This window comes from Paraburkholderia sp. BGA-UO-ETr-F12 (genome assembly GCF_059567945.1).
Map to the genome: position 1 here is coordinate 140442 of NZ_JCAQOZ010000064.1, position 21666 is coordinate 162107.

Here is a 21666-nt window from a genome sequence, read left to right on the forward strand (position 1 = left end):
TCCTGTTCAGATGATGCCGCGGGCGCGCCAGGCGTCGCGAGTCGTCGTGCCGATGCCGAGGTTTTCCAGCACCTTGTCGGTGTGCTGGCCGAGGGTGGGCGCGCAGGTGTTCACCGTGCCTGGGGTCGCGCTCAGTTTCGGGACGATGCCGGGCAGTTGCACCGGCGTGCCGTCGGGAAGCTGGCTGTCGAGGATCATTTCGCGTGCGTGGTAGTGCGGGTCGTTCGCGATGTCGGCGACGTCGTAGATCTTGCCGGCGGGAATGCGCGCGTCGTTGAGCGCGGTGAGCACCTCGTCGAGTGTGTTGCGGCGAGTCCAGTCGGCAATCGCTGCATCCAGCCGCTCGACGTTGTTTACGCGGCCATCGTTCTGGGCGAGGGCGGGATCGTCCGCGAGGTCCTGACGGCCGATCAGTTCCATCAGGCGCCGGAAGATGCTGTCGCCATTGCCGGCGATCAGTGCATATTTGCCGTCGCTGCAGCGATAAGCATTCGACGGCGCGATCCCCGGCAGGCTGCTGCCCGCCGCTTGACGCACGGCGCCGAATGCCGAGTACTCGGGCAGCAGGCTTTCCATCATGTTGAAAACCGACTCGTAGAGCGCGACGTCGATCATCTGACCCGCACCGCCGTTCTGATCGCGATGGCGCAGCGCGAGCAGGATGCCGATCACGCCGTGCAAGGCGGAGAGGGAATCGCCGATGGAGACGCCCACGCGCACCGGTGTGCGGCCGCTTTCGCCGCTCAGATGCCGCAAGCCGCCCATCGCTTCGCCGATGACGCCGAAGCCCGGACGGTCGCGGTAGGGACCGGTCTGCCCGTAGCCGGACACGCGCAGCATCACGAGACCAGGATTTAACGCATGCAGTTCGTCCCAGCCGAGCCCCCATTTTTCGAGCGTGCCGGGACGAAAGTTCTCGATCAGCACGTCGCTTTGCGCGACCAGTTGACGAATCACGTCCTGAGCTTCGGGCGAGCGAAGATCGAGCGTGACGGATTCCTTGTTGCGCGATTGCGCCGCCCACCAGACGGATGTGCCCTCATGCAGCAGGCGCCATTTGCGTAGCGGGTCGCCCGTGCCGGGCGGTTCGATCTTGATGACATGCGCGCCGAACTCGGCGAGCATTTTTCCAGCGAAGGGGCCGGCAATAAGCTGGCCCATTTCGAGCACACGAACGCCATCAAGCGGCTTCGTCATGGTTGTCTCCTTGCAAACGTCGTCTCTTGACGCTTACTTTGCGACAACCCGCCCGTGCTGAAAATCAATGGATTCTCAACGACCCTTTCCAGAATGGAAAGGGTCGGCGAATTTAAGCTTAGATATGGCCGGACATGAAGTCGTACAGGCGCAGCGCTTCAGGCGACAGCGTTTCGCGCGACAGCGTGCCGATCCAGAGCGCGCGATGCGCCCACGCGTCGGTCAGTTTCACGGCGCGCAGGCCCGCTGCGAGAATTTCCGGGCGCACGGCGCCCTCGGGGAGTACGCCGATGCCGAGCCCGTGCTCGATCATCCGGCAGATGCCATCGAAGCTGTGCACCTGGATGCGCAGCTTGAGCACCCGGTCCGCGCTGAATGCGGCATCGAGCAGCCGCGCGAGCAGCGAGCTGCCTTCGTTCAGGCCGACGTACTCGAAGTCGAGCGTATCGGCGAAGGCGACTTCTTCGAGGGCGGCGAGCGGATGGCCGGCCGGCACCAGCAGCACGAGTTTGTCCTCTCGATAGATGGCCTTGTCGATACCCGGCGACAGCACGTTGTCCGCAAAGATGCCGATATCGGCGTCGCCGTTGCGGATCGCCGCGACGATTTCGTCGCTCAACCGTTCTTCGAGTGAAATCTTCACACCGGGATTGCCGGAGAGAAAAGCCTGCACATCGTGCGGCAGGAACTGGATGACCGACGACGTGTTGGCCCAGACTCGCACGTGTCCACGCACGCCGGCGGCGTAGTCGCTCATTTCGTTGGCCATGCGGTTCACGCGCTCGACCACTTGCCTTGCATGCGCGAGCAAACCCTTGCCGGCGGCGGTCAGCTCGATGCCGCGCGGTTGCCGCAGCATCAGTGTGCAATCGATGCTATGTTCCAGATCGGTCATGCGTTTGCTGACCGCCGAGAGCGTCAGGCAGGTACGCTCGGCCGCCTTCGTCAGGCTGCCGAGTTCCGCGACGACGATGAAAACGCGCAGGGATTGCAGGTCGTAGTGTGAGGAGCGGGGCATGGCTGCGGTTCGTTTAGCGGGCGGGACGGCGACAGTCCGCGCGGCGGGTCCTCGCGCGCTGGACCGACTTCATGTAGAGCATAGCAGGGCGACGGAGTTGGACAGGCGCGCGTGCGGCACGAAATACGGCCTGCCGCCTGTCGTGCGCGGGCTTTGGGCGGTTTGAGCGTCACCGCACAGACTGGCGGCGCGGGCGGTACGATTCTGAAATCTCAACGATCTGCTACCTTATGTGCTTGGGCTTCTCGAGGCAATCCAGCAGAACGATCGCGCTACGATGATGAAACCATCCACTCTTCGCATGCTAGTCGCCCTTGTGTCGCTGGGCGTGGGATTATCTTCTCCTGTGTGCAATGCCTATGCGCTCGACGCCCAACTGAACTGTCAGTCGAATCCCCATGATTTCATTGCTCCGCTTCTGGACGACCAATCGATCGATCCGAAGCCGATGCGCATTGAAGCGAACTCGGTCAATGCGTTTCGTCCCGCACGCGGCAGCAACCTGACAGCGTTTGGCTTTCATGTCTCGGCCGTTTTCGGCTACGCGCAGAACGATCCGATTTTCAAACAGGGCAGCGGCCAGCCGCTCCAGTCTTCAACATATGGCGTGGTGGTGAGAGGATCTGCCTCGTCGGTTGAGGCGAGGGTACGGCAGGCTGGCAGCAATGCAGGCATTCGCGAAGTCGTACCGCTTTTTCTGACCGCGATTTATTGCGGTGGGCATTGAGGCTGATCCTGACCCTACTCAGCTCGTCCATTTCCACAATAGCGCCGGGGCAATCCAGGTCGCCGCTGGATCCTGAACGCAGGCGAGCCACGGACGGGACTTTTCAGCCCAACCCGTGGCTCGCGCGCCAGTCTTTAGACAGCGTTTTTCACCCGCGCTGATCGATCAACCCTTGGCCCATGCGGCGGCCGAGGCCATCGCGAAGTCCCGATACGATCTTGGCTGCCGCCCGAGCAGCGCGGCGAGGCGTTCGATCTCGGCTTTCGAAGCGACCGCGCCGTCCAGTTGATAGCGGCGCATCATCAGACGCATGTCGTAGGCGAGCCAACCTGGCGCGACCGCCTTGAGACGCTGTTCGAGGATGTCGAGATCGTCGCCGCCATAGCGGACCGGACGTCCCAATGCCTCGGCCCAGATCGCGGCGATGGTGTCCGACGTCAGCGCATCGGGCCCGACGAGTTCGTACGCCTCACGTGGCAGCCGGTCGGCGGCGCGCTCGCGGCGCAGGAGTTCGCGCGCGGCGGCCTCGCCGATATCGCGGACGTCGACCATCGAAATACCTTTGCTGCCAATCGGCATGCCGTAGACACCGTGTGTCAGCAGCGGGTCTTTCTGCCGGACATCGTTCTGGATGAAATACGCGGGGCGCAGCACCGTCGCCGGCAGATCGGTGTGCTCGATCATGCGTTCCACCGTGTGCTTGCCGGTGAAGTGAGGCACGTCGACATACTCCGCCCCCTTGAAAACCGACAGATAAACAATGCCCTTCACGCCGGCTTCCCGCGTGACACTGAGCGTCTGCAGCGCTTGTGTCAGTTCGTCGGCGGCGTTGGGGGCGAGCAGGAACAAGGTGCTGACGCCGTTCATTGCGCGCCGGATTGCGTCGATGTCGGACAGGTCACCTTTGACCGCGGTGACGCCGGCGGGAAATTGGGCTTTTTCCGGCGAGCGGGTCAGCGCGCGCACTTCGGCACCGCTGCCGTTTAGATGGTCGAGAACCTGCTTGCCGATTACGCCTGTGCTGCCGGTTACGAGGATTGCCATGATTTTCTCCTGGGGTTGAATGGACCGGGTTAGTCCGTGAGACGAACAATATTCGTTCCATCGATTGATCGAAAGTGACAAAATCCAGACACCTCGTCTCATAAATGGAACGATCATGGATTTGACCTCGCTGGCGGATTTCAACGCGGTTGCCTTGCACGGCGGCTTCGGGCCGGCCAGTCGCGCGCTCGACCGGCCCAAGGCCACGCTGTCACGGCGCGTGGCCGAGCTGGAAGATGACCTTGGCGTGCGGCTGATCGAGCGGGGCGCACGCAGGTTGCGTCTGACGGAAGAAGGTCTCGCGCTCCACGAGCGCACGCGGGGACTCATGACGGAGATTCAGGAGGCGGGTGAAGCAGTCGCGTCGCGCGCGCCGGTGCCGCGCGGGCGCTTGCGCATCAGCGCACCGATCGTGTTCGCGCATGTCGTGCTGTGCCGGATCGCGGCACGTTTTGCGCTGGCCTATCCGCAGGTCGAGCTCGAGATCATCGCGGAAGACCGGCTTGCGGATCCGGTGGAAGACGGCTACGACCTGGTGATCCGTATCGATCCACGGCCCGACGCGCAACTTGTCGGGCGGCGCATTCTCAGTGACGAGCGTTTCGTGGTCGCGGCGCCGGGTATGTCGATACCGTCGGCGTCGGCGATGTCCACAAGCGAAGCCGATGCGCTTCAGGTGCCGGCCGTCATGTTCGCCGCGGCGCCACCAGGCGCGCTCTGGAACATGCGCACGGAAGCCGGCGATGAGAGGGTCATTCAGCCGATGCCGGTGCTGCGGATGTCGTCGCTATTGATGGTGCGCGAGGCGGTGCTGCAAGGCGTGGGCGCAGCACTCCTGCCGCGCCTGCTGGTCGAGCAGGATGTGCGCGCGGGCCGGCTCGTTTGCTGGGGCACGGCAACGGGTGCGCCGGTGGAGGTCTGGGCGCTTTATAGTTCGCGCCGCCTGCTGAGCGCCAAGGTCCGCGCGTTCATGGACATGCTGAAACCGGACACAGTCATGGTCTGACTGACTACTCCCTCAACCGCGCAAGCTTGCGCAGTGAGTGTGCAATAGGCACCGACATCAACTTCAGCGATACTCGCGAGCCTGGCGAATGGTCGAAAAAAATGCCTTCTGAATTTTTCACGCTTTTCTCGATGATACGGTGATTAATGTTATCGAGGGACCCCTGTCAGGAGAGCATCGCCCATGGTTAGAAAACGAATTCGCGCTACGCTGCACGGCGCGGCAATCGCAGCAATCGCGACGATTAGCGTGTTTGCATCAGCGTGTCAGGCTCAGTACACCACCGACTGGCTGGCGAACACATTCGGAACGCTTGCTACGCACGTGGGCAACACAGCGCGCTCAATGTGGGTCGCGCCGGAAGGCGTGATCTACACCGCATCCATGTGGGATGAAAACGAGGGCGGCGTTGCGATCTACCAGAATGGCAAAAGTATCGGTTCGATTGGAATCAACAGCGAGTTTCAGGGCGGAGCCATCACGGGGAATGCCACGTCCATCTTCGCCGCCTTGCAGTACAGCACCAAGTACGGCAGCGGGGCGGTAGGACGCTACAACCGCGCGACTCAGCAACGCGATCTTCTCATTCCCGTGAGCACCTGGAATGCCGTCAAGCGGGCCGACGTGATTACCGGGCTCGCGACAGCCGGTTCGCTCCTTTATGCGAGCGATTTTTTGGGTAATCGCGTTCGCGTCTATACGACCGATGGCGTGTGGCAGCAGGACATTAGCGTGTCGGGTCCCGGTGCGCTCGCTTTGGATAGCGCGGGCAATCTCTGGGTCGCGCAGCAAAGCGCGGCCACGGTCGTTGAGTTCAGCCCGGGCGGCGCGCTGTTGAACACGATCCAGATGCCAGTCGCCTCGCGACCCTCCGCGCTGTACTTCGACGCATCGTCCGGACAACTGATGGTTGGCGATCAGGGCCCCGACATGAATATCAAGCGTTATACCGTCTCGGGTACGCCGACCCTGGTCGGCACGTTCGGCATTCAGGGCGGCTATCTCGACACCACTACTGGCGTCAGGGGCCAGGTTGGCGACAAGCGCTTCACGCGTGTTGTCGGCATCGGCAAAGACGCAGCCGGCAACCTGTATGTGCTCAACAACCCATGGGGCGGAGGTTGGGACCTCGGCCGCAACGGCGGCACCGACATTCACGCGTACGACAGTAACGGCAATCTGCAATGGAAGCTTCAGTCGCTCAACTTCGAGGCGGTCGCCGCGCCGGATCCGGTTACCGATGGTGCCTATTTCTATGGCGGCACGAACATTTACACCGGCACCGCCGGCGGCACCTTTGTCGCGAATACGGTCGACCCATTCAGCTATCCATCCGATCCGCGACTCAACATGAACGATACGCAGCGCGACGAGCACTTCGGTCAGCTTGTCAGCGTGGGCGGAAACCGGATCCTCGTTGCGTCCGGCCAGAACCCCGGCATCTTCTACTTCTTCCATTTCAATTCGGCGAGCGGCTACATTGCGATCCCGGACGCGTCGATTCCGGGTCCGGCTTTCAACACGATACTATCGGTCACCGGGGGATTTTGCATCGACAGCAGGGGAGACGTGTGGGCCGGTCTGGACAGGACGAATCACATCTACCACTACCCGTTGACGGGTTTCGATGGCGAAGGCAAGCCGATATGGGGACCGGGAATCGCCATTTCCATTCCGCAGAGTATCCGGCCATTGACGCGCATCATCTACCTGCCGGAGAGCGACACCATGATCCTCGCGCAAGGCATTGCCGGCAGTTGGGACTGGACGGCGATGCAATCGAGAATCGAGGTGTATCACGGCTGGAGCGCGGGCAACACCACGAAGCCCAATCCGGTGATCAACCTCACCAGCGCCAATCCCAAGTCGATCACGGCGGCGGGAAACTACCTGTTCGTCGGTTACGTGCATACAGTGCCCAACATCGACGCCTTCAATCTCACGACGGGGAATCTCGATACGACGCTGATCAATTCGAGCGTGGGGACGGTCGACGTGGGCAACGACGTGGATTCGATGTATGGCCTCAGGGCTTACCTTAGGTCGGCAGGTGAGTACGTGATCACGAAAGACAACTACAACGGCTCCAGCGTGATCGTTTATCGCTGGACACCCTGAGCGGTTTTTCTGCCGCGATTATGGTCAGATGAAAAACGCGGTGCGCCGTTGACGCCTGGTTGATTTCACGCCGAGCGGTTCTGACCGGATGTTCATTTGGCGTCGCTCGCATTTATATTAATAATATAAAACATGCGACGCTATTCCACACGCGAGCTATTTATTTTTCTCCGGTAAGAGTCAAAGATTTGCGTTTTCCGCGGCTCTATGAGGCAGAGATTTTCCATTCCCTTGGCTTTGGAAAACTGTCGGAGGCGTTTCCCCAAAGATTCTTTGAACTACTACTTATCGACCGCCATCGCGGTCACGTTACATGAATGAAACGTTTATAATTCGTCAGCCAAAAACTGGCAGTAACTAATGCCGGGCATACGCCCGAAATCCACGTCGATCGAGTAAAGCTTGCGTGGCAGGCGTTCGCGCGACGTTGAGCGGCGTTACTCAACCAAACGGGTGCGAAGGAGTCAAGCGACTCTAACGCTACCGTTCAGCAACTTTCATGGATGTTGCGCTAACGGAATTGGGCTCGAAACCCAATTAGTTTCGTTCAGGGCGCACTAGCCGTGTTCTGGATTTTCCTCGACCGAAATCGAGGTGGCCAGGTTCGCCGTAAATCACTGAAGAACTTCATCACGCAGACTTTTTGGGTTGATGGTAAGGATTACGTAATAAATATCTGCTGACCACCGGCAGTTCGAGACGCGTGACGTGCTTCCGGCTGGCGCCGCGCGGCGTTCGAATGTCAGGCGGTGTCTGCCAGCGGGTAACGACACATTGGAAGCGTCAGCTTCATCAGCAATGAATGCGTCATCGCGTTCACCGATTCAACTCTCTCTGTACCCAGAACAACGTCAAAGTGGGACGACCTGGTTCGATCTCGCTCAATCCTCGGGGATAACCTGATTCTTAGCGATACACATTGACAATGACGAGAAATTTGAAACTTCTAGGGGTTGCGGCAGCGACCGTACTGGCATGGTTTGGCGCGGAAAACGCGCAGGCCGCGACGAGCACCATCACAGTCGCGGGACTCCAGTACAAGTTGTGCGCGCAAGAGAATGGCACCTGCAAATTCCTCGGCACGGCTTCGGTGGTGTTCGGTGCCGTTCCGCCCACCGCGCCGTCGGCCATGCTGACGGCGCCGGCTACCTTTAGCAACGGCGTTGGGTGTTATGTCGGCGCGGTTTCGCAGACAGATCCTGCATTCGGCTATGGCAAGTCATGCTGGGTGAGGGCGGTTGCCGCCAGCGCTACGCCGACGCCGACGCCGACGCCGACGCCAACGCCAACGCCAACGCCGACGCCGACGCCAACGCCGACGCCAACGCCAACGCCAACGCCAACGCCAACGCCAATGCCAACGCCGACGCCGACGCCGACGCCAACGCCAACGCCAACGCCAACGCCAACGCCAACGCCAACGCCCACCCCGACGCCAGGCAGTTCAACCCTCTCGTGCGGCACGCCCACGCACACCGCAGGCGGAACCGCCAACGGAGTGATCAGCGCCGACACCCCCACCACCGACGGCCTGCGCATTTTCCAGAACAACGCACCGTTCAAGCTCACGATTACGACGAACGCGCCGAGCGCGGATACCGTCGTCTGGTCCGTGGCGGATTCGAATGGCGCGATCAAGACGCAGGGCAGTTTCGCGGTGAGCGCCGGTGTGCAAACCAACTCGATTCCGTGTACATCGACGTGGTCCGGCTATGGCGCGCTGACCGCGACGCTGCGCTCGAACGGCGGTACTTTGCCCAACAGCGGCACGCGTCCGGTGGGCATCGCAACCTTCGGCGTGCTGCCGAATCTGACGCCGGTGCTGGGCACCGTCACATACGCACATCAGGATCAGCACCGCTTCGGTATGCAGGGCTTCAATGGGAACATCGCCGCACTGCATGACATGGGCGTCTCGTGGACCGTCGACGACCGCGAGGTATCGTCAATGGAACCCAATGGCCCCAACACCTACACGCCGAGCGTGAACGATCTCGATCCGTTCTACAAGGCAAATCCCGATCAGATGCGCATCGTGCGTCTTGATGGACTGCCGGCCTGGGATTCGAAGACGGGTCAATATAACGACAGCTACTATGCACCGTCGAACATGCCGGAGTTCCAGAGCTTCATGGCCAAGGTCGGCACCGATACCAGCCTGATTCGCGCCGCAAACTACCCGAACCAGCAGAGCAACTATTATCAGGTGACGTGGGAGCCGAGCCTCGGCTGGGCGGATAGCAACGCGAACTTCGTTGCCATGTACAAGGCTGCGTACCAGGGCATTCATTCGACCGATCCGAATGCCGTCGTGATGGGCCCCACCAACCCGTTCCCGGCGAATTGCAGCACCTGCACGACCGGCTATCTGCAAACGTTTGGTGCGCTGGGTCTGTGGAATTACATTGACGCGGTCTCGACGCATGGCTACTGGAATGCGGGCACCTATCCGGCTCATCCACCGGAATTGCAGGACTCCGATCCGAGTACGGCAAACCAGGCGAACGCGCTCGATAACCAGATTGCGCAATTGCGTTCGATGATGCAGGCCGGTAAGCCGAACATGAAGCTCTTCGTTACCGAACAGGGCACGAGCTACGATCCGGGTCTTAACTATGGTCCCACGGTGCCGTCACAGAACCAGTTGTTTGCCCAGGCCGCGGTTGGCGTACGCTCGCACATTATTGTGCTGGGCGGCGGCGCTCAGTTGACGACGCTTTTCTACGGCGCCGACTATCCCGGCGAAGTGGGATACGGCACGTTCTTCGACCTGAATGACGCTCAAGGCGCATACGGTGCGTCGAACCTGTCGCCGAAACCCGAGGCGATGGCCTTCGCCACGATGACGCGTGTGCTGGACGGCACGAATACATTGGGCCGGATCACGGGTACGCCGTCGGGAACCTTTGCGTATGCGTTCCAGCAACTCGGTAACGGCAAGGTGGTGACGGCTGCATGGGCGCATAGCAATGCGCAGTGGCCCACGAGCGGCGGTCTCTACAGCCAGACCTACTCGACGAGCTACACCCTGCAGGTCGACAGCCCGGGTACGTCGGGCAATGTGACGAAGATCGACGGCTATGGCAACACCAGCACGCTTGCCTATACCAATGGGCAGGTCACGCTGACTCTCACGGAGGTGCCACAGTACATCGTGTCGAACAACGCGACGGTTGCCAAGGCCAACGCGACTGTTCCGCTCGGTTATACGGGCCAGTAAGGCCGCGCAGTAGCGCCGCGCCGCGGGTAACGCCGCGGCGCGCCGATCAATTCAGGCTGCCGCGTCGCGCAGATCTCTGATGTGTTGATAGACGGTTGCGCGTCCCATTCCCAGCACGTTTGCGACGTAGTTCGCGGCACTTTTCCCTTTGAACGCACCTTCGGCCCACAGCGCTTCGACCAGTTCGCGACGATGGTCGCGGGTCAGTGAGTTCAACGCCAACTGACGCTCCTGAAGCCAGGCGTGAAGAAACGTGTTGATACGTTCCTGCCAGTCGTCCTTGAACAGTTCTTCGGGTTGCTTGACCACACCCGCACCGGAAATCACCCGGTCGATGACATGTTTCATGTCCTCGAAGACCGCAATGTTGTAGTTCACGCACATCACGCCAACGGCAACCCCGGCGTCGTCAAACAGCACCGTGCTGACGCAGCGCATCCGCCGGCCGTCCCAATTGATCTTCTCGTAGGGGCCGACCGTGCCTGACTCCACCGAGTGGTCGATTTCTTCCAGTGCCGATTCGTCGCCCAGTTCACGCTTGGACAGGTTGTTGGCTATGTATGCGACGGTCTGACTTTGCAGGTCATGGATGACGACTTCGACGTAGGGGAAAAAGAGCAGCGCGATACCATCGGCGACACGGCCGTATCGATCCAGAAGAAGCTTGCGTGCGGCCGATGTCTTAGTCTTTCGCATAGGGATGGGGGGCAATTCCAGAGATCGGAAAGTTTGCAACGTGTTGCGTCGCGGTGCGGAGAATCGGTGCGACGCGCGTTATTTTGCCATGTGGCTGTGCTGCGCAACGATGTGTCTGAACAATTCGTTGGCGATCGCCACGTCTTCAAGCCCGAGTCCGATTGAGCGGAAAAAGACGTGCTGTTGCCCGGAGGGTTTTCTGGCCATGCCGGACACCAACTCCGGCAGATCGCCAAGCACGCGGTCCGGCGACCAGTCATGCAACTGCGCCGCCAGCTTCATTTCCCCGGCACTGCCTGGCGTGGTTGGCCGGTAGTCGCAATAGACTTCCATGCCCGGCAGCCATGCCGGTGGAATTTCGTGAGCGTTCGCGACGTTCGTACTGATCGACGTAATGAGCGCCGGCTTTGTCAGCCTGTCTTCCGAAAGTACCGGTGTGCCTGAGGACGTGCACAATGCAACCACGTCCGCATCGCGCAGGCAATCTTCAAGTCGGGTGCAAACCAGCACGCGCTCATCAAGGGCTCCGATCGCCGCGCGTTTTGCTTCGTTCCCGGCAAGCTCGGGAGAAAATACGCTGATCAGATCCCATGGCCGTAGCGCCGCGAGATGGCGCACATGAGCTTGTCCCACCGCGCCCGCCCCGACAATGGCGAGCCGGCGCGCGTTCGGCGCCGCAAGGTGATCCACCGCGAGTGCGGTCGCACCGGCGGTGCGCTCGACGGTCAGCAATCCCGCATCGCACCACATCAAAGGCTGCCCCGTTTCCATCGACATCAGCGCGGTCCATGCGGTGATGACCGGTTTCGACTCAGTCACGATGTACGGCGACAACTTGGCACCGAACACCTTGGCTTCCGCCAGCACCCCGAGGTAGGTGATGAAGTCGCCGGCCCCTTGCGGAAAAGGCGTGAAGGTCTGCGCCGGCTGCACCGCGGCATTGTTCGCAAGCGCGAGAAACATGCGTGTCAACGCACCGCGCACATCGAGATGAGGCAGGGCTTTACGCACCGCGTCCTGCTGGACGATCAACGGGAATACTTTGTCTGTGCTGCTCATGGGCTTGCTCTCCAGATCGTTGCCGGCGTGCGGCGTCAGCACGATTCTAAAGTCAAAAAGTCCAGTCTGGACTTTTTTTTGAAAATCGCTTGCAATTACCAATGTCCAGAATAGACTGTTGTTCCAGAGCGAGTGTGAGAAGCCTGTCTCCTTTGTTTCTCATGTGGCTTCCAGACGGTGCCTTGTTAGCGACCGTTCTCGCCCTGAATTCGCGACCCTTCAACCACACCGGGATCCATCATGTCTCTGAAGCTTTCACTGTCATTTTTCGTCGCGGCTGCGTTAATCGGTTCGGCCGGCACTGTCAGCGCGGAAACTCAAAGCGCCTTGCGTTTCGGCATCGAGGCAGCGTATCCGCCGTTCGAGAGCAAGTCGCCGACGGGGCAATTGCAAGGATTCGACGTTGATGTCGGCAATGCGGTGTGTGCAAAGATGGGTGTGAAATGCGAGTGGGTGGAGAATTCGTTCGACGGCTTGATTCCCGCGTTGCAGGCGCGCAAATTCGATGTGATCAACTCCGCCATGAACATCACGGACAAACGTAAGCAGTCCATCGATTTCACGCCGCCTATCTACGTGGTGCCGATCGTGATGGTGGCCCGGCGCGGTTCGTCCCTGCTGCCCGACGTGAAGAGCCTGCAGGGCAAGCGCGTCGGTGTGCTGCAGGGATCGTCGCAGGAGGATTTCCTCAAGCGCCACTGGGCGAATGCCGGCGTATCGGTCGTCTCCTATCAGGACCAGGATCAGGTGTATGCCGACCTCGTTGCAGGACGACTGGATGCGGCCGTCCAGGAAGCGCAGACTGTCGAGGACGGTTTTCTGAATAAGCCCTCAGGCAAGGACTATGCGATTGTCGGCCAGCCGCTCAGCGATCCGGCAACGCTTGGCGAAGGCACCGGTTTTGGCTTGCGTAAGGGCGACAAGGCGCTGGCCGGAAAGATCGATGCTGCGCTCGACGCCTTGAAGAAGGACGGCACGCTCAGCAATCTTTCGCAGAAGTATTTCAAGCGCGACATCATCGCGAAGTAACTTATGGATTTCGATGTAATCGTGTTGGGCGCCGGGATCGTCGGCGTGTCGTCGGCGCTGCATCTGCAGGATCGTGGCCGCCGCGTGGCGCTCGTCGATCGGCGTGGCCCTGGTGAAGAGACCAGTTTTGGCAATGCAGGTTTGATCGAGCGCTCGTCGGTGGTCCCTTACGCGTTTCCGCGCGATTTCGGAACACTGCTGCGCTACATGCGCAATCGTTCGATCGACCTGTACTGGGACTATAAGGCTGTGCCGACTTTTGCCGCGTGGCTCGCGCGATTCTGGTGGGAGTCGTCGCCGGAGCGCTTGGAAGCGGCCGCACGCGACATGCTGCCGTTGATCCGCCAAAGCGTCGACGAACACGATGTGCTGATCGAGCGTGCCGGTCTTCAGAGACTCGCGCATGACGGCGGCTGGATCGAGGCATTTCGCACGCGCTCCGAATATGAACGGCAGGCATCAGCCGCCGAGGTCATCGCGAGTCAATATGGGTTGCGCGTGGTGACGCTCGATGCCGCGCGGCTGCTGGCGCGCGAGCCTGGGTTGGGCAGCGGTTTCTGTGGCGCCCTGCATTGGCAGGACCCGAAGAGTATTTCCAACCCAGGCGCGTTGACGAAGGGATATGCACGGTTGTTCGAGGACGGCGGCGGAACGTTGCTGACCGGAGAGGCAAGTACGGTGCGTCAGGAGGCCGATGCGTGGACTGTGCAGACGTCCCAAGGCAGGATCAGTGCCAACGAGGTGGTCGTGGCACTCGGCCCGTGGTCCGATAAAGTTTTTGAGCCGCTCGGATATCGCATACCGCTGCGCGCGAAGCGCGGCTATCACATGCACTACGAGGCCACGAAACCACTGCTCTCGGTGCCGCTTGTGGATACGGAGCGAGGGTACGTGGTGGCGCCAATGGAAGGCCGCTTGCGTTTGACGACGGGTGTTGAAATCGCCCGCCGGGATGCACCGCCAACGGGTATTCAACTTGCGCGCGCAGAAAGCGTCGCCCGGCCGGTTTTCGGTTTGGGGCGCCGGCTGGACGACGCGCCATGGATCGGCCTGCGTCCCTGCACGCCAGACATGCGGCCCGTCATAGGGCGAGCGCCTCGCCATCGAGGACTCTGGTTCGCGTTTGGCCACAACCACCACGGATTGACGATCGGTCCCGTGACGGGCCGTTTGCTGGCGGAAATGATGACGGGCGCGACGCCTTGCGCCGATCCCTATCCGTTTCGTCCCGAGCGGTTCCGGTAAGCGAGCCGGCTATGTCATATATCAAGCCGAAGTTGGGAACGACCGCGCTGCTGAAGTACGATCTGCCGATCTCGTCGGTGGAGTTTTGCGCTACGCTGATCGAACAAGCCGGCGTGATGTTCACCCTCGGGCAGTGCGCTCGATATGGAAGGCTATGTGTGCGTTGGATATACGAATAATCGGCAGATGCTGGAAACGGGGTTGACCGGAGTATCCGGGTTCCTGCCTCATTCCTGAGTACCGCACCAGCGGTTATAGCTGTTGCGTTCGGTTTTCCAGTTATTTGTCATACAAATAGATGCGCTACGTCTTTCGCGGGAATGCTAATCCCTCTTTATCTCTTAATTGCGCGTTTGGGTTTGTCGATCGAGATAGTGTTCGCTATCAAGCCAATATGCCCGGACTTCCTTGAAAATAATTTAATCTCGCAAAGGTTTGCGGGAGATTTAATTTTTCTATTTAATTAATGCCTTCGAAAATCGCCGGATCGAAGTTTATTTCTGCGGCTAACCCGCAAAAAAAAGCCGACACATTGTGTCGGCTGAAAAGACTCTGGCGTCCGAGGATTGCATGCCAGAACCTGAGAGACGGTAATCAGTCAATTTTACGAATTCAGTGCGGGTGGTGGAAATTTTTGCCGCATGCTTAAATTTAACAATTTCGCGCCAGATCGTTGCAGAACAAGCTTGTCTTTTTAGATAGCCGACTTCGCTGGGGAGTGATCATAAACTAAAAGCCTCGGTTGAGCATAAAGGCGTCAAAAAATTTTGCTGATCGGGCGTCACCGAATTCAACGTCAGGAAACCCTGACGTTGGCGTAGGGATTTCCTTGGTTGAATGCTGTCTCTTCCTAATAGCGCGCGTTGCGATCGCGTAGTGAGTCAATTGGGCGTTATTACACTGCAGGGGCGAATCCCGCCGTACTGTACTGACTGGTTAGTAACAATATTTTATGAATAGGCGGCCCAGGAAGCGCACGGAAAGGCGCATAAGCACGCTCGTGAAAACACTGCACGGCATATTGACCGCTTTTAAGTAAAGCCTGAATTCGGCAGGGTTCCTCGCATTGGCGCTATGCTAACGGCTCCGCCTACTTCGAGGAATGACCGATGACACAGAGCACAGGATCGATGATCACGTTTCACCGTCCGGACGGCAAGGAAGTCCAGGGCTATCTGGCGAGGCCGCATAAAGCAGAAGGCGCGCCTGCCATTGTCGTGATTCAGGAGTGGTGGGGGTTGAACGACCAGATCCGCGGGGTGGCCGACCGTCTCGCGCAAGCCGGCTATCTGGCGCTGGTGCCCGATCTTTACCGCGGCAAATCGACGGTGGAGGAGGAAGAGGCGCACCATCTGATGAGCGGGCTCGATTTCGGCGACGCCGCTACCCAGGACGTGCGGGGCGCCGTTCAGTACCTGAAGCAGCATGCGGCGAGCGTCGGTGTGACCGGCTATTGCATGGGTGGCGCGCTCACCTGGCTCTCGCTATGCAATATCCCGGAGGTGGCGGCCGGCGTGGTGTGGTACGGCTTTCCGCCGCTCGAATACATCGACGCATCGAAAATCAAGGTTCCTGTTCTTGGCCATTGGGCGACCCAGGACGAGTTCTTCCCGGCGGAGACGGTCGATGCTTTGGAGGCGAAGCTCATCGCAGCCAATGTCGACGTCGAGTTTCATCGCTATCTCGCTCTTCACTCGTTCGCTAACGAGACGGCAGTCGGGCCTGGCCGTATCTCCCGGACCCAGTTTGATCCCGTCTGGGCGCAGCGGGCCTGGGACCGCACCCTGACGTTCTTCGGCCGTACGCTCTGGAAGTAAGCGGCGAGCGCGAGCCTGCACTGCATGCTGGGCGCAATGATCTTCACGCGCCAATCAAGCGGGGTTTGGCCATTGCCAACGCACCGCTCGCCAATCAGGCCGTGGCGGGCGGTGCAACCGATGGTTGCGCCTCAGCGGCGCTCGAAGATCCGAGGCGCAGGCCCGCGCGCCCACACTGGCCTACGAGGATAACCAGCCCCGCCCGATCGGCCACGCCAGTAATTTGCGGTACACGGTAACAAGGCCGCGCATCGCCGTGGCGCCGGCCAGCCGCCACAGCGGGGCGATCAGCAGGTAGGCCACGCATGCCATGCCTACGGCGCCAACCATGTCGAGCGGAAAATGCACGCCGACAAAGATGCGTGCCCACGCCACCGCGAGACCGGACAGCAGGATCAGCATGCCGCACCGTCTCATGCCGCCGAGCAACAAGCTCAGTGCGATGCACGAGACTATCGTCCCATGGTCGCTTGGGAACGATGGGTCGGGCGCGTGTTCCAGAAACGTATGACCGAGTCCGATCACGAAAGGCCGGGGATGCGGCCAAACCAGACCGACAATCTGATTGAGCCCGAGGGCGAGCAGGGTTACGCAAAACGCGCGCACCGCGACTTCGCGCTGACGCTCGTCGCCAAAGAACCATATCGCGGTCAGCGACAGCGGAACGAGATAAATGACGTACTCAGCAATCATGCGCGCCATGTCGATTTGCCAGGCTGGCGTCGACGGCGTTGCATTGATCATCAGAAAGAGCGCCTGATTGAAGGCTTCGAGTGGGTTCATGCAGGGAGGTTTTTGAGGGGCATGTGATGGATCGCGTCCCGGATCTTAGCGGGGCCAGCTTAGGAAATGCTTAGGCGCGGGCAGAAGCAATGGATCGAATCGTCTGCTGGCGTGCTCGTCGGCGCGTGCCGCTGAATTCAGCATGCCTCTAAGCGCTCTGCTGGGGCGTTCGCTGTGGCGCTATGCAACACCTGAGATCGTGGCGCAAGAACTTTTGCTCGACGATTGCGGTTGACGCAGCGTGCTCGCGCCTGCGCCGTTGGAGTCCGGCAGTGGCGTCAATCATTCGCCGCACGTGCCGATTCACGAAAGCCGCGGGCGCGCCGCCTCGCGCGGAGGCCCGGACGCAACGGCGTTGTTCCAGGCACTTCGCGCGATGATCGACGACAAGACCCGCCTCAACATGAAAAAGGAATCCCGCACGCAGGCACTCAGAATCGTGCCACTCAGTTACCGCTCCGCTACCGCTCAGTTACCCCTCAGTTACCAAACAGCGAGCTCTGTGTCCCACGAGCGGGCGCCGGGCGCGCCGTTTTCGTCGGAGCTTCCCGACGAGCCATTGCCGTTGCCGTTGCGGTGGTTGAAGCCGTAGCCGATTCCGCCGCTGCTTCCAGCGAAGTTTGCCCGGCTTCAAGCGACAGAAGAAACATCTTGTTGGCGAGGCCGCCGGCAAAGCCGGTCAGATCGCCGGACGCACCGATCACGCGATGACATGGCGCAACGATCGAGATCGGGTTTCTGCCGTTCGCCGCGCCCACGGCCCGCACCGCGTTGATGTTTCCGATTTGTGTAGCGATGTCCGAATAACTGCGCGTTTCGCCGAACGGGATCGTCAGCAGCGCCGCCCAAACCTTCTTCTGGAACTCCGTTCCCTGGAAGTCGAACTCGAGGTCGAACCGGTCTCTCGTTCCCGCGAAATATTCGTTTAGCTGACGCTCGGTTTCGAGCAGGATCGGGCGGTCAGCCGCTTCGATCGATTCCGGCAGGCGTACCCGGTTCGGCTTGTCGTTCTCCCAGAGAATGGCGGCGAGCCGGTTGCCGTTAGCAACGAGCTTCAACTCGCCGACGGGCGAATTCATTAACTTGTACGCGTATGTCACTTTGCTTGCTCCTGGGGCTGGCTGGGGGCCGGGATGGCTTGACGCGAGCGGCTGCAAACTCGCGGCGCCTTGACCCACCGATACGTGACAGCTTAAACACTGTTCGCGCCGAGGTCACGCCGGATCTTGCTATCCAATTCCGCACGCGGCCCGGGACTCAGTAGAATTGATACCTTCGACGCATCGCTTACCGGCGAGCGGATATTTTCTCTACGACTGTGACCACGACCCTCGAACAACTGCGCGCCGGACAACTGGCGGGTACCCGCCGACTCACTCTGGCGGACGGCCTGAGCGAATTTCCACGTGAGATTTTCGATCTGGCCGACACGCTGGAAATTCTCGATCTGTCGGGTAATGCACTTTCAACGCTGCCGGATGATTTGCCAAGGCTGCGAAAGCTGCGCATCATTTTTGCCTCTGACAACCGGTTCACTGAATTGCCGGAAGTGCTGGGGCAGTGTTCACAACTGAGCATGGTCGGTTTCAAGGCCAATCGTATTCGCGAGGTTTCGGGTAAATCGCTGCCACCGTTGTTGCGTTGGCTGATCCTCACCGACAACGAGGTCGAAGTCCTGCCGCCTGAAATCGGCGCCTGCTCGCAACTGCAGAAGTTGATGCTTGCCGGTAACCGGCTGCGCGCATTGCCCGAGGAAATGGCAGCCTGCTCGCGGCTCGAACTGCTGCGTCTCGCGGCGAATCAACTGGACGAACTGCCCGCGTGGTTGTTGTGCCTGCCGCGGCTTGCGTGGCTGGCGTACGCCGGCAATCCATTCAGTGAAGCGCTGGCCGCGTCAGTCCTGATCGACACCCCGATCGCGGCTATTCAATGGAATGCGTTGGAACTTGAAGCGCAGTTAGGCGAGGGTGCGTCCGGTGTCATTTATCGCGCGGCGCTTTCCGCCCGTCATGACGAGGCGAGCAGGCCGGTGGCCGTCAAATTGTTCAAGGGTGCGGTAACGAGCGACGGATTGCCCGACTGCGAGATGGCGGCCTGCATTCGTGCCGGCGATCATCCGAACCTGATTCCGGTGGTGGGTAAGGTGAAGGACCATCCAGCCGGCGCACATGGCCTGGTGATGGAGCTGATCGATCCGCAGTTCGCCAATCTTGCGGGCCCACCCAGCCTCGAGTCATGCACGCGCGACGTCTATCGTGAAGGCATGCGCTTCGGGTTGGCCTCAGTATTACGTATTGCGTACGGTATCGCGTCAGCGGCGTGTCATCTGCATCGTCAAGGGGTGATGCATGGCGATCTGTACGCGCACAATATTCTGCACGGCGCTGGCAGTGAGCAGGGTAGCGTATTGCTGGGCGATTTTGGCGCGGCGTCTTTCCACATTGCCGATAACCGGGACTTCAGTGATGCATTGCAACGTCTCGAAGTCAGGGCGTATGGTTGTCTGCTCGAGGAATTGATCGAGCGATGCGACGGACTGGATGCGAACGTGGATATCGCGGCGAAGCTGGTAGCGTTAAAAGCGCATTGCCTGAGCGAGGACATTGGCAGCCGGCCGTTGTTCGACGATATCGCTGCCGTTCTGCGGCCGCTATCGGGCGCGGGCGATCGGGACACAGCAGCGTTGGCGGCAGTTTGATCCGTTTTAGGGGCGGACGCGATGCAAACAGCCGTCCGTGTGTGTCCAAGGAGAGAAATTCAATGACACAGAGGATGCGCCGCCGCTTGCTGGTTGCCGCCACGCTGGCCGCGGCAGGCCTGACAGGTACGGTTCGTGTCGATGCAATGCAGGGCGGCAAGCTGAAGATTGCCCTCGTGTTGAAGTCGATGTCCGATCCGTTCACCGTCGCGATGCTGAACGCTGCGCAAAATTATCAGAAGCACTATGCGTCGCAGTTCGCTTTGACCATTCGGGGAACGGCAACCGAGGACGATACGGCTGTACAGATCCGAATGGTCGACGAACTAATCAAAGCGAGGATGAATGCGATCGTCATCGCGCCGACTGACTCGAAGGCGTTGACAGCGGTCGTAGCGCGGGGCGTCAAGGCGGGCATCATCATAATTACCATCGACAACCCGCTTGACGACGCGTTGCAGGATGCCGCTCACATCTCCGTGCCCTTTGTCGGCCCGAACAACCGCAAGGGCGCGAAGCAGGTGGGCGATTATCTTGCGCAGCGACTCAAGGCGGGCGATCAGGTCGGGATTATCGAAGGGAGCTCCGCCGATCGCAATGCGCAGCAACGCACGGCCGGCGGCAAGGACGCAATGAGCGAGGCCGGCATGAAGATCGTCGCCATACAGTCCGGCGACTGGGATTATGCGAAGGGCCGGGACGTCGCGTCGAAGATGTTGGGAGACTATCCGCAGATCCGCGCGCTGATGTGCGGTAACGACAATATGGCCATGGGTGCGGTAGATGCTGTTCGCGACGCGGGGAGAACCGGTGGTGTTTATGTCACCGGGTATAACGACAGCGATGCGATTAAACCCTTGCTCGCCGACGGCCGCGTGCTCGCGACCATGAATCAGTTTGCCGAACGGCAAGCTGTATTCGGTGTCGACGTGGCGTTGAAGGCAGTGACCGAACAGCGAAAGGAAAGTGACTTGTCGCAAGTCATTGAAACGCCGTTGCAACTGGTGACCGGCGCGGGGCACTGAGGCTGTGATGCTGGAGCGGGCATCGATTCAGATGAACATCAAGATAAGGATGCCGAATGATATGCCGGTTTGAGATTCGTATCCATAGTTCGACATGACGGGTTGACGGTACGCGTTAGGCACTTTGCTAACGGTCGCGCCAATCAGCCAGAAGACCGTCCGAATCCTCACTTTTCCGACTCCGATTCTTTTCGACTAACGGCCATTCCAAAAGGATGTTTTGCGGGTTGACAGCGACTTTCACGGCAATTACTATTCGTCCGTTCTCACTAAGGGGCCGATGCCTTGGACAGTAGCAGTAGTCGATCTTCGAACAGTTTGTCTGCCTGACCGGCAGGACGCCCGCCTCTTCTAGCCGCCGTCCCGCCAGCAGGCAGGACGGTGCGCGTCGTATTTTTGCCGTAGTTTCGCAATACTTCCCCCGCACCTTTTTAGTACCGCGTCGACGCGCGTGATTTCGCTCGTCCGCTTGAAGGACGTCGTGAGCCTGACTCGCGACGGTGATCGCTCACGCCTGCGCAATTCATACAGTGCGTGGTTGAAAAGACATGCTCGTGCAGTCAAAGCGCGAGAAAGGAGAAATCATGCCCGACAGTGACTCTTGTCCCTTACGCGATTCAAACTCTCTTTCCGCCTGAAGGAAGTCCACACCGTTCCTCGCCTTTCTCTCGTTGAGCCTTGGCGTCGTGGTGCCGGCCTTCCAGCTGGCGCACGCGAACAACCTCCGGGCCGCAGCCCGGACGGAGGAACATCATGCATTTCGCTCTTCTCGTACCCGAGTTGCCTCACGTTCGTGAGGCTCGTGCTCACTACGACTCGCTGCTGACGCTGCGTATCCACGAACATAAAACGCCGACGGCCATTGCCCGTTGGTGGACGGGGTTGTGGAGCCGCGCGCACTGACGTCGCTGCGTGCCGGATAGCGATCCGGCGCATGCCCGGGCCTGCTCCGTCGTATTCCGGAGTCAGGTCGCGCAACCATAG

19 protein-coding genes are annotated in these 21666 nt (G+C 60.1%); 11 read left to right on the forward strand and 8 right to left on the reverse strand.

Annotated features, from left to right (window positions below):
- Positions 1 to 6: 6 nt before the first annotated feature.
- Both AC57B6_RS32375 and AC57B6_RS32380 read right to left on the reverse strand, forming a co-directional pair.
- Positions 7 to 1197, reverse strand: a complete 1191-nt coding sequence (locus tag AC57B6_RS32375; RefSeq protein ID WP_496422858.1) for a CaiB/BaiF CoA transferase family protein — start codon at positions 1195 to 1197, stop codon at positions 7 to 9.
- Positions 1198 to 1315: 118 nt separating this feature from the next.
- Positions 1316 to 2215, reverse strand: coding sequence for a LysR family transcriptional regulator (locus AC57B6_RS32380; protein ID WP_496422859.1), 900 nt, complete (start codon positions 2213 to 2215; stop codon positions 1316 to 1318).
- Positions 2216 to 2516: 301 nt separating this feature from the next.
- Between AC57B6_RS32380 and AC57B6_RS32385 the strand changes: the two genes are divergently transcribed.
- Positions 2517 to 2942 carry a hypothetical protein gene (locus AC57B6_RS32385; RefSeq protein ID WP_235430041.1) on the forward strand — a complete coding sequence of 142 codons (426 nt, stop codon included), beginning with the start codon at positions 2517 to 2519 and terminating at the stop codon, positions 2940 to 2942.
- Between the two features lie 165 nt (positions 2943 to 3107).
- On the opposite strand, the gene AC57B6_RS32390 is transcribed toward AC57B6_RS32385, so the two are convergent.
- On the reverse strand, positions 3108 to 3986 hold the full coding sequence (locus AC57B6_RS32390; protein ID WP_496422860.1) for an NmrA/HSCARG family protein: 879 nt from the start codon (positions 3984 to 3986) through the stop codon (positions 3108 to 3110).
- Positions 3987 to 4101: 115 nt separating this feature from the next.
- Here AC57B6_RS32390 and AC57B6_RS32395 point away from each other — a divergent pair, with 115 nt between their 5' ends.
- Both AC57B6_RS32395 and AC57B6_RS32400 read left to right on the forward strand, forming a co-directional pair.
- Positions 4102 to 4992 carry a LysR family transcriptional regulator gene (locus tag AC57B6_RS32395; RefSeq protein WP_496422861.1) on the forward strand — a complete coding sequence of 297 codons (891 nt, stop codon included), beginning with the start codon at positions 4102 to 4104 and terminating at the stop codon, positions 4990 to 4992.
- Between the two features lie 183 nt (positions 4993 to 5175).
- Complete coding sequence (locus tag AC57B6_RS32400) at positions 5176 to 7110, forward strand: SMP-30/gluconolactonase/LRE family protein (protein ID WP_496422862.1); 1935 nt, start codon at positions 5176 to 5178, stop codon at positions 7108 to 7110.
- A 1250-nt stretch (positions 7111 to 8360) separates the two neighbouring features.
- On the opposite strand, the gene AC57B6_RS32405 is transcribed toward AC57B6_RS32400, so the two are convergent.
- Positions 8361 to 8558 carry a hypothetical protein gene (locus tag AC57B6_RS32405; RefSeq protein WP_496422863.1) on the reverse strand — a complete coding sequence of 66 codons (198 nt, stop codon included), beginning with the start codon at positions 8556 to 8558 and terminating at the stop codon, positions 8361 to 8363.
- 50 nt (positions 8559 to 8608) lie between these two features.
- Here AC57B6_RS32405 and AC57B6_RS32410 point away from each other — a divergent pair, with 50 nt between their 5' ends.
- The gene (locus tag AC57B6_RS32410; protein ID WP_496422864.1) at positions 8609 to 10330 is read left to right on the forward strand and encodes a hypothetical protein; all 1722 of its coding nucleotides are present in this window, start codon (positions 8609 to 8611) and stop codon (positions 10328 to 10330) included.
- Positions 10331 to 10381: 51 nt separating this feature from the next.
- Here the strand turns inward: AC57B6_RS32410 and AC57B6_RS32415 are convergent, their stop codons facing one another.
- Together AC57B6_RS32415 and AC57B6_RS32420 are read right to left on the reverse strand one after the other, a co-directional pair.
- Positions 10382 to 11026 carry a helix-turn-helix transcriptional regulator gene (locus tag AC57B6_RS32415; RefSeq protein WP_496422884.1) on the reverse strand — a complete coding sequence of 215 codons (645 nt, stop codon included), beginning with the start codon at positions 11024 to 11026 and terminating at the stop codon, positions 10382 to 10384.
- 78 nt (positions 11027 to 11104) lie between these two features.
- Entirely contained in the window at positions 11105 to 12085 is a 981-nt protein-coding gene (locus AC57B6_RS32420) for an ornithine cyclodeaminase family protein (protein WP_252890518.1), read from the reverse strand.
- A gap of 240 nt (positions 12086 to 12325) precedes the next feature.
- On the opposite strand from AC57B6_RS32420, the gene AC57B6_RS32425 reads away from it, so the two are divergent.
- The 4 genes from AC57B6_RS32425 to AC57B6_RS32440 all read left to right on the forward strand — a co-directional run bounded on the left by AC57B6_RS32425 (position 12326) and on the right by AC57B6_RS32440 (position 16176).
- The gene (locus tag AC57B6_RS32425; RefSeq protein ID WP_028194971.1) at positions 12326 to 13114 is read left to right on the forward strand and encodes an ABC transporter substrate-binding protein; all 789 of its coding nucleotides are present in this window, start codon (positions 12326 to 12328) and stop codon (positions 13112 to 13114) included.
- 3 nt (positions 13115 to 13117) lie between these two features.
- A complete protein-coding gene (locus AC57B6_RS32430; protein ID WP_028194970.1) occupies positions 13118 to 14359 on the forward strand; it encodes an NAD(P)/FAD-dependent oxidoreductase in 1242 nt (413 codons plus the stop codon).
- Positions 14360 to 14370: 11 nt separating this feature from the next.
- Positions 14371 to 14538 carry a hypothetical protein gene (locus AC57B6_RS32435; RefSeq protein ID WP_235430043.1) on the forward strand — a complete coding sequence of 56 codons (168 nt, stop codon included), beginning with the start codon at positions 14371 to 14373 and terminating at the stop codon, positions 14536 to 14538.
- Positions 14539 to 15468: 930 nt separating this feature from the next.
- On the forward strand, positions 15469 to 16176 hold the full coding sequence (locus tag AC57B6_RS32440; protein ID WP_030099872.1) for a dienelactone hydrolase family protein: 708 nt from the start codon (positions 15469 to 15471) through the stop codon (positions 16174 to 16176).
- Between the two features lie 180 nt (positions 16177 to 16356).
- Here the strand turns inward: AC57B6_RS32440 and AC57B6_RS32445 are convergent, their stop codons facing one another.
- Both AC57B6_RS32445 and AC57B6_RS32450 read right to left on the reverse strand, forming a co-directional pair.
- Positions 16357 to 16959, reverse strand: coding sequence for a phosphatase PAP2 family protein (locus AC57B6_RS32445; RefSeq protein WP_444513842.1), 603 nt, complete (start codon positions 16957 to 16959; stop codon positions 16357 to 16359).
- A gap of 479 nt (positions 16960 to 17438) precedes the next feature.
- A complete protein-coding gene (locus tag AC57B6_RS32450) occupies positions 17439 to 18059 on the reverse strand; it encodes a methylated-DNA--[protein]-cysteine S-methyltransferase (RefSeq protein ID WP_144196049.1) in 621 nt (206 codons plus the stop codon).
- Positions 18060 to 18277: 218 nt separating this feature from the next.
- Between AC57B6_RS32450 and AC57B6_RS32455 the strand changes: the two genes are divergently transcribed.
- The 3 genes from AC57B6_RS32455 (at position 18278) to AC57B6_RS32465 (ending at position 21585) form a co-directional block, all read left to right on the forward strand.
- Entirely contained in the window at positions 18278 to 19657 is a 1380-nt protein-coding gene (locus tag AC57B6_RS32455; protein WP_183797311.1) for a leucine-rich repeat-containing protein kinase family protein, read from the forward strand.
- A 62-nt stretch (positions 19658 to 19719) separates the two neighbouring features.
- Positions 19720 to 20682 (forward strand): substrate-binding domain-containing protein, encoded by a 963-nt coding sequence (locus AC57B6_RS32460; protein ID WP_106354521.1) that lies wholly within the window; start codon positions 19720 to 19722, stop codon positions 20680 to 20682.
- A gap of 753 nt (positions 20683 to 21435) precedes the next feature.
- Complete coding sequence (locus AC57B6_RS32465; protein WP_252890513.1) at positions 21436 to 21585, forward strand: hypothetical protein; 150 nt, start codon at positions 21436 to 21438, stop codon at positions 21583 to 21585.
- Positions 21586 to 21666: the final 81 nt, after the last annotated feature.

What these genes read in the sequence shown, in the direction of transcription:
- AC57B6_RS32375 (WP_496422858.1), bottom strand. Translation starts at nt 1,197, where the DNA reads ATGACGAAGCCGCTTGATGGCGTTCGTGTGCTCGAAATGGGCCAGCTT.
- AC57B6_RS32380 (WP_496422859.1), bottom strand. Translation starts at nt 2,215, where the DNA reads ATGCCCCGCTCCTCACACTACGACCTGCAATCCCTGCGCGTTTTCATC.
- AC57B6_RS32385 (WP_235430041.1), top strand. Translation starts at nt 2,517, where the DNA reads ATGCTAGTCGCCCTTGTGTCGCTGGGCGTGGGATTATCTTCTCCTGTG.
- AC57B6_RS32390 (WP_496422860.1), bottom strand. Translation starts at nt 3,986, where the DNA reads ATGGCAATCCTCGTAACCGGCAGCACAGGCGTAATCGGCAAGCAGGTT.
- AC57B6_RS32395 (WP_496422861.1), top strand. Translation starts at nt 4,102, where the DNA reads ATGGATTTGACCTCGCTGGCGGATTTCAACGCGGTTGCCTTGCACGGC.
- AC57B6_RS32400 (WP_496422862.1), top strand. Translation starts at nt 5,176, where the DNA reads ATGGTTAGAAAACGAATTCGCGCTACGCTGCACGGCGCGGCAATCGCA.
- AC57B6_RS32415 (WP_496422884.1), bottom strand. Translation starts at nt 11,026, where the DNA reads ATGCGAAAGACTAAGACATCGGCCGCACGCAAGCTTCTTCTGGATCGA.
- AC57B6_RS32420 (WP_252890518.1), bottom strand. Translation starts at nt 12,085, where the DNA reads ATGAGCAGCACAGACAAAGTATTCCCGTTGATCGTCCAGCAGGACGCG.
- AC57B6_RS32425 (WP_028194971.1), top strand. Translation starts at nt 12,326, where the DNA reads ATGTCTCTGAAGCTTTCACTGTCATTTTTCGTCGCGGCTGCGTTAATC.
- AC57B6_RS32430 (WP_028194970.1), top strand. Translation starts at nt 13,118, where the DNA reads ATGGATTTCGATGTAATCGTGTTGGGCGCCGGGATCGTCGGCGTGTCG.
- AC57B6_RS32435 (WP_235430043.1), top strand. Translation starts at nt 14,371, where the DNA reads ATGTCATATATCAAGCCGAAGTTGGGAACGACCGCGCTGCTGAAGTAC.
- AC57B6_RS32440 (WP_030099872.1), top strand. Translation starts at nt 15,469, where the DNA reads ATGACACAGAGCACAGGATCGATGATCACGTTTCACCGTCCGGACGGC.
- AC57B6_RS32445 (WP_444513842.1), bottom strand. Translation starts at nt 16,959, where the DNA reads ATGAACCCACTCGAAGCCTTCAATCAGGCGCTCTTTCTGATGATCAAT.
- AC57B6_RS32460 (WP_106354521.1), top strand. Translation starts at nt 19,720, where the DNA reads ATGACACAGAGGATGCGCCGCCGCTTGCTGGTTGCCGCCACGCTGGCC.
- AC57B6_RS32465 (WP_252890513.1), top strand. Translation starts at nt 21,436, where the DNA reads ATGCATTTCGCTCTTCTCGTACCCGAGTTGCCTCACGTTCGTGAGGCT.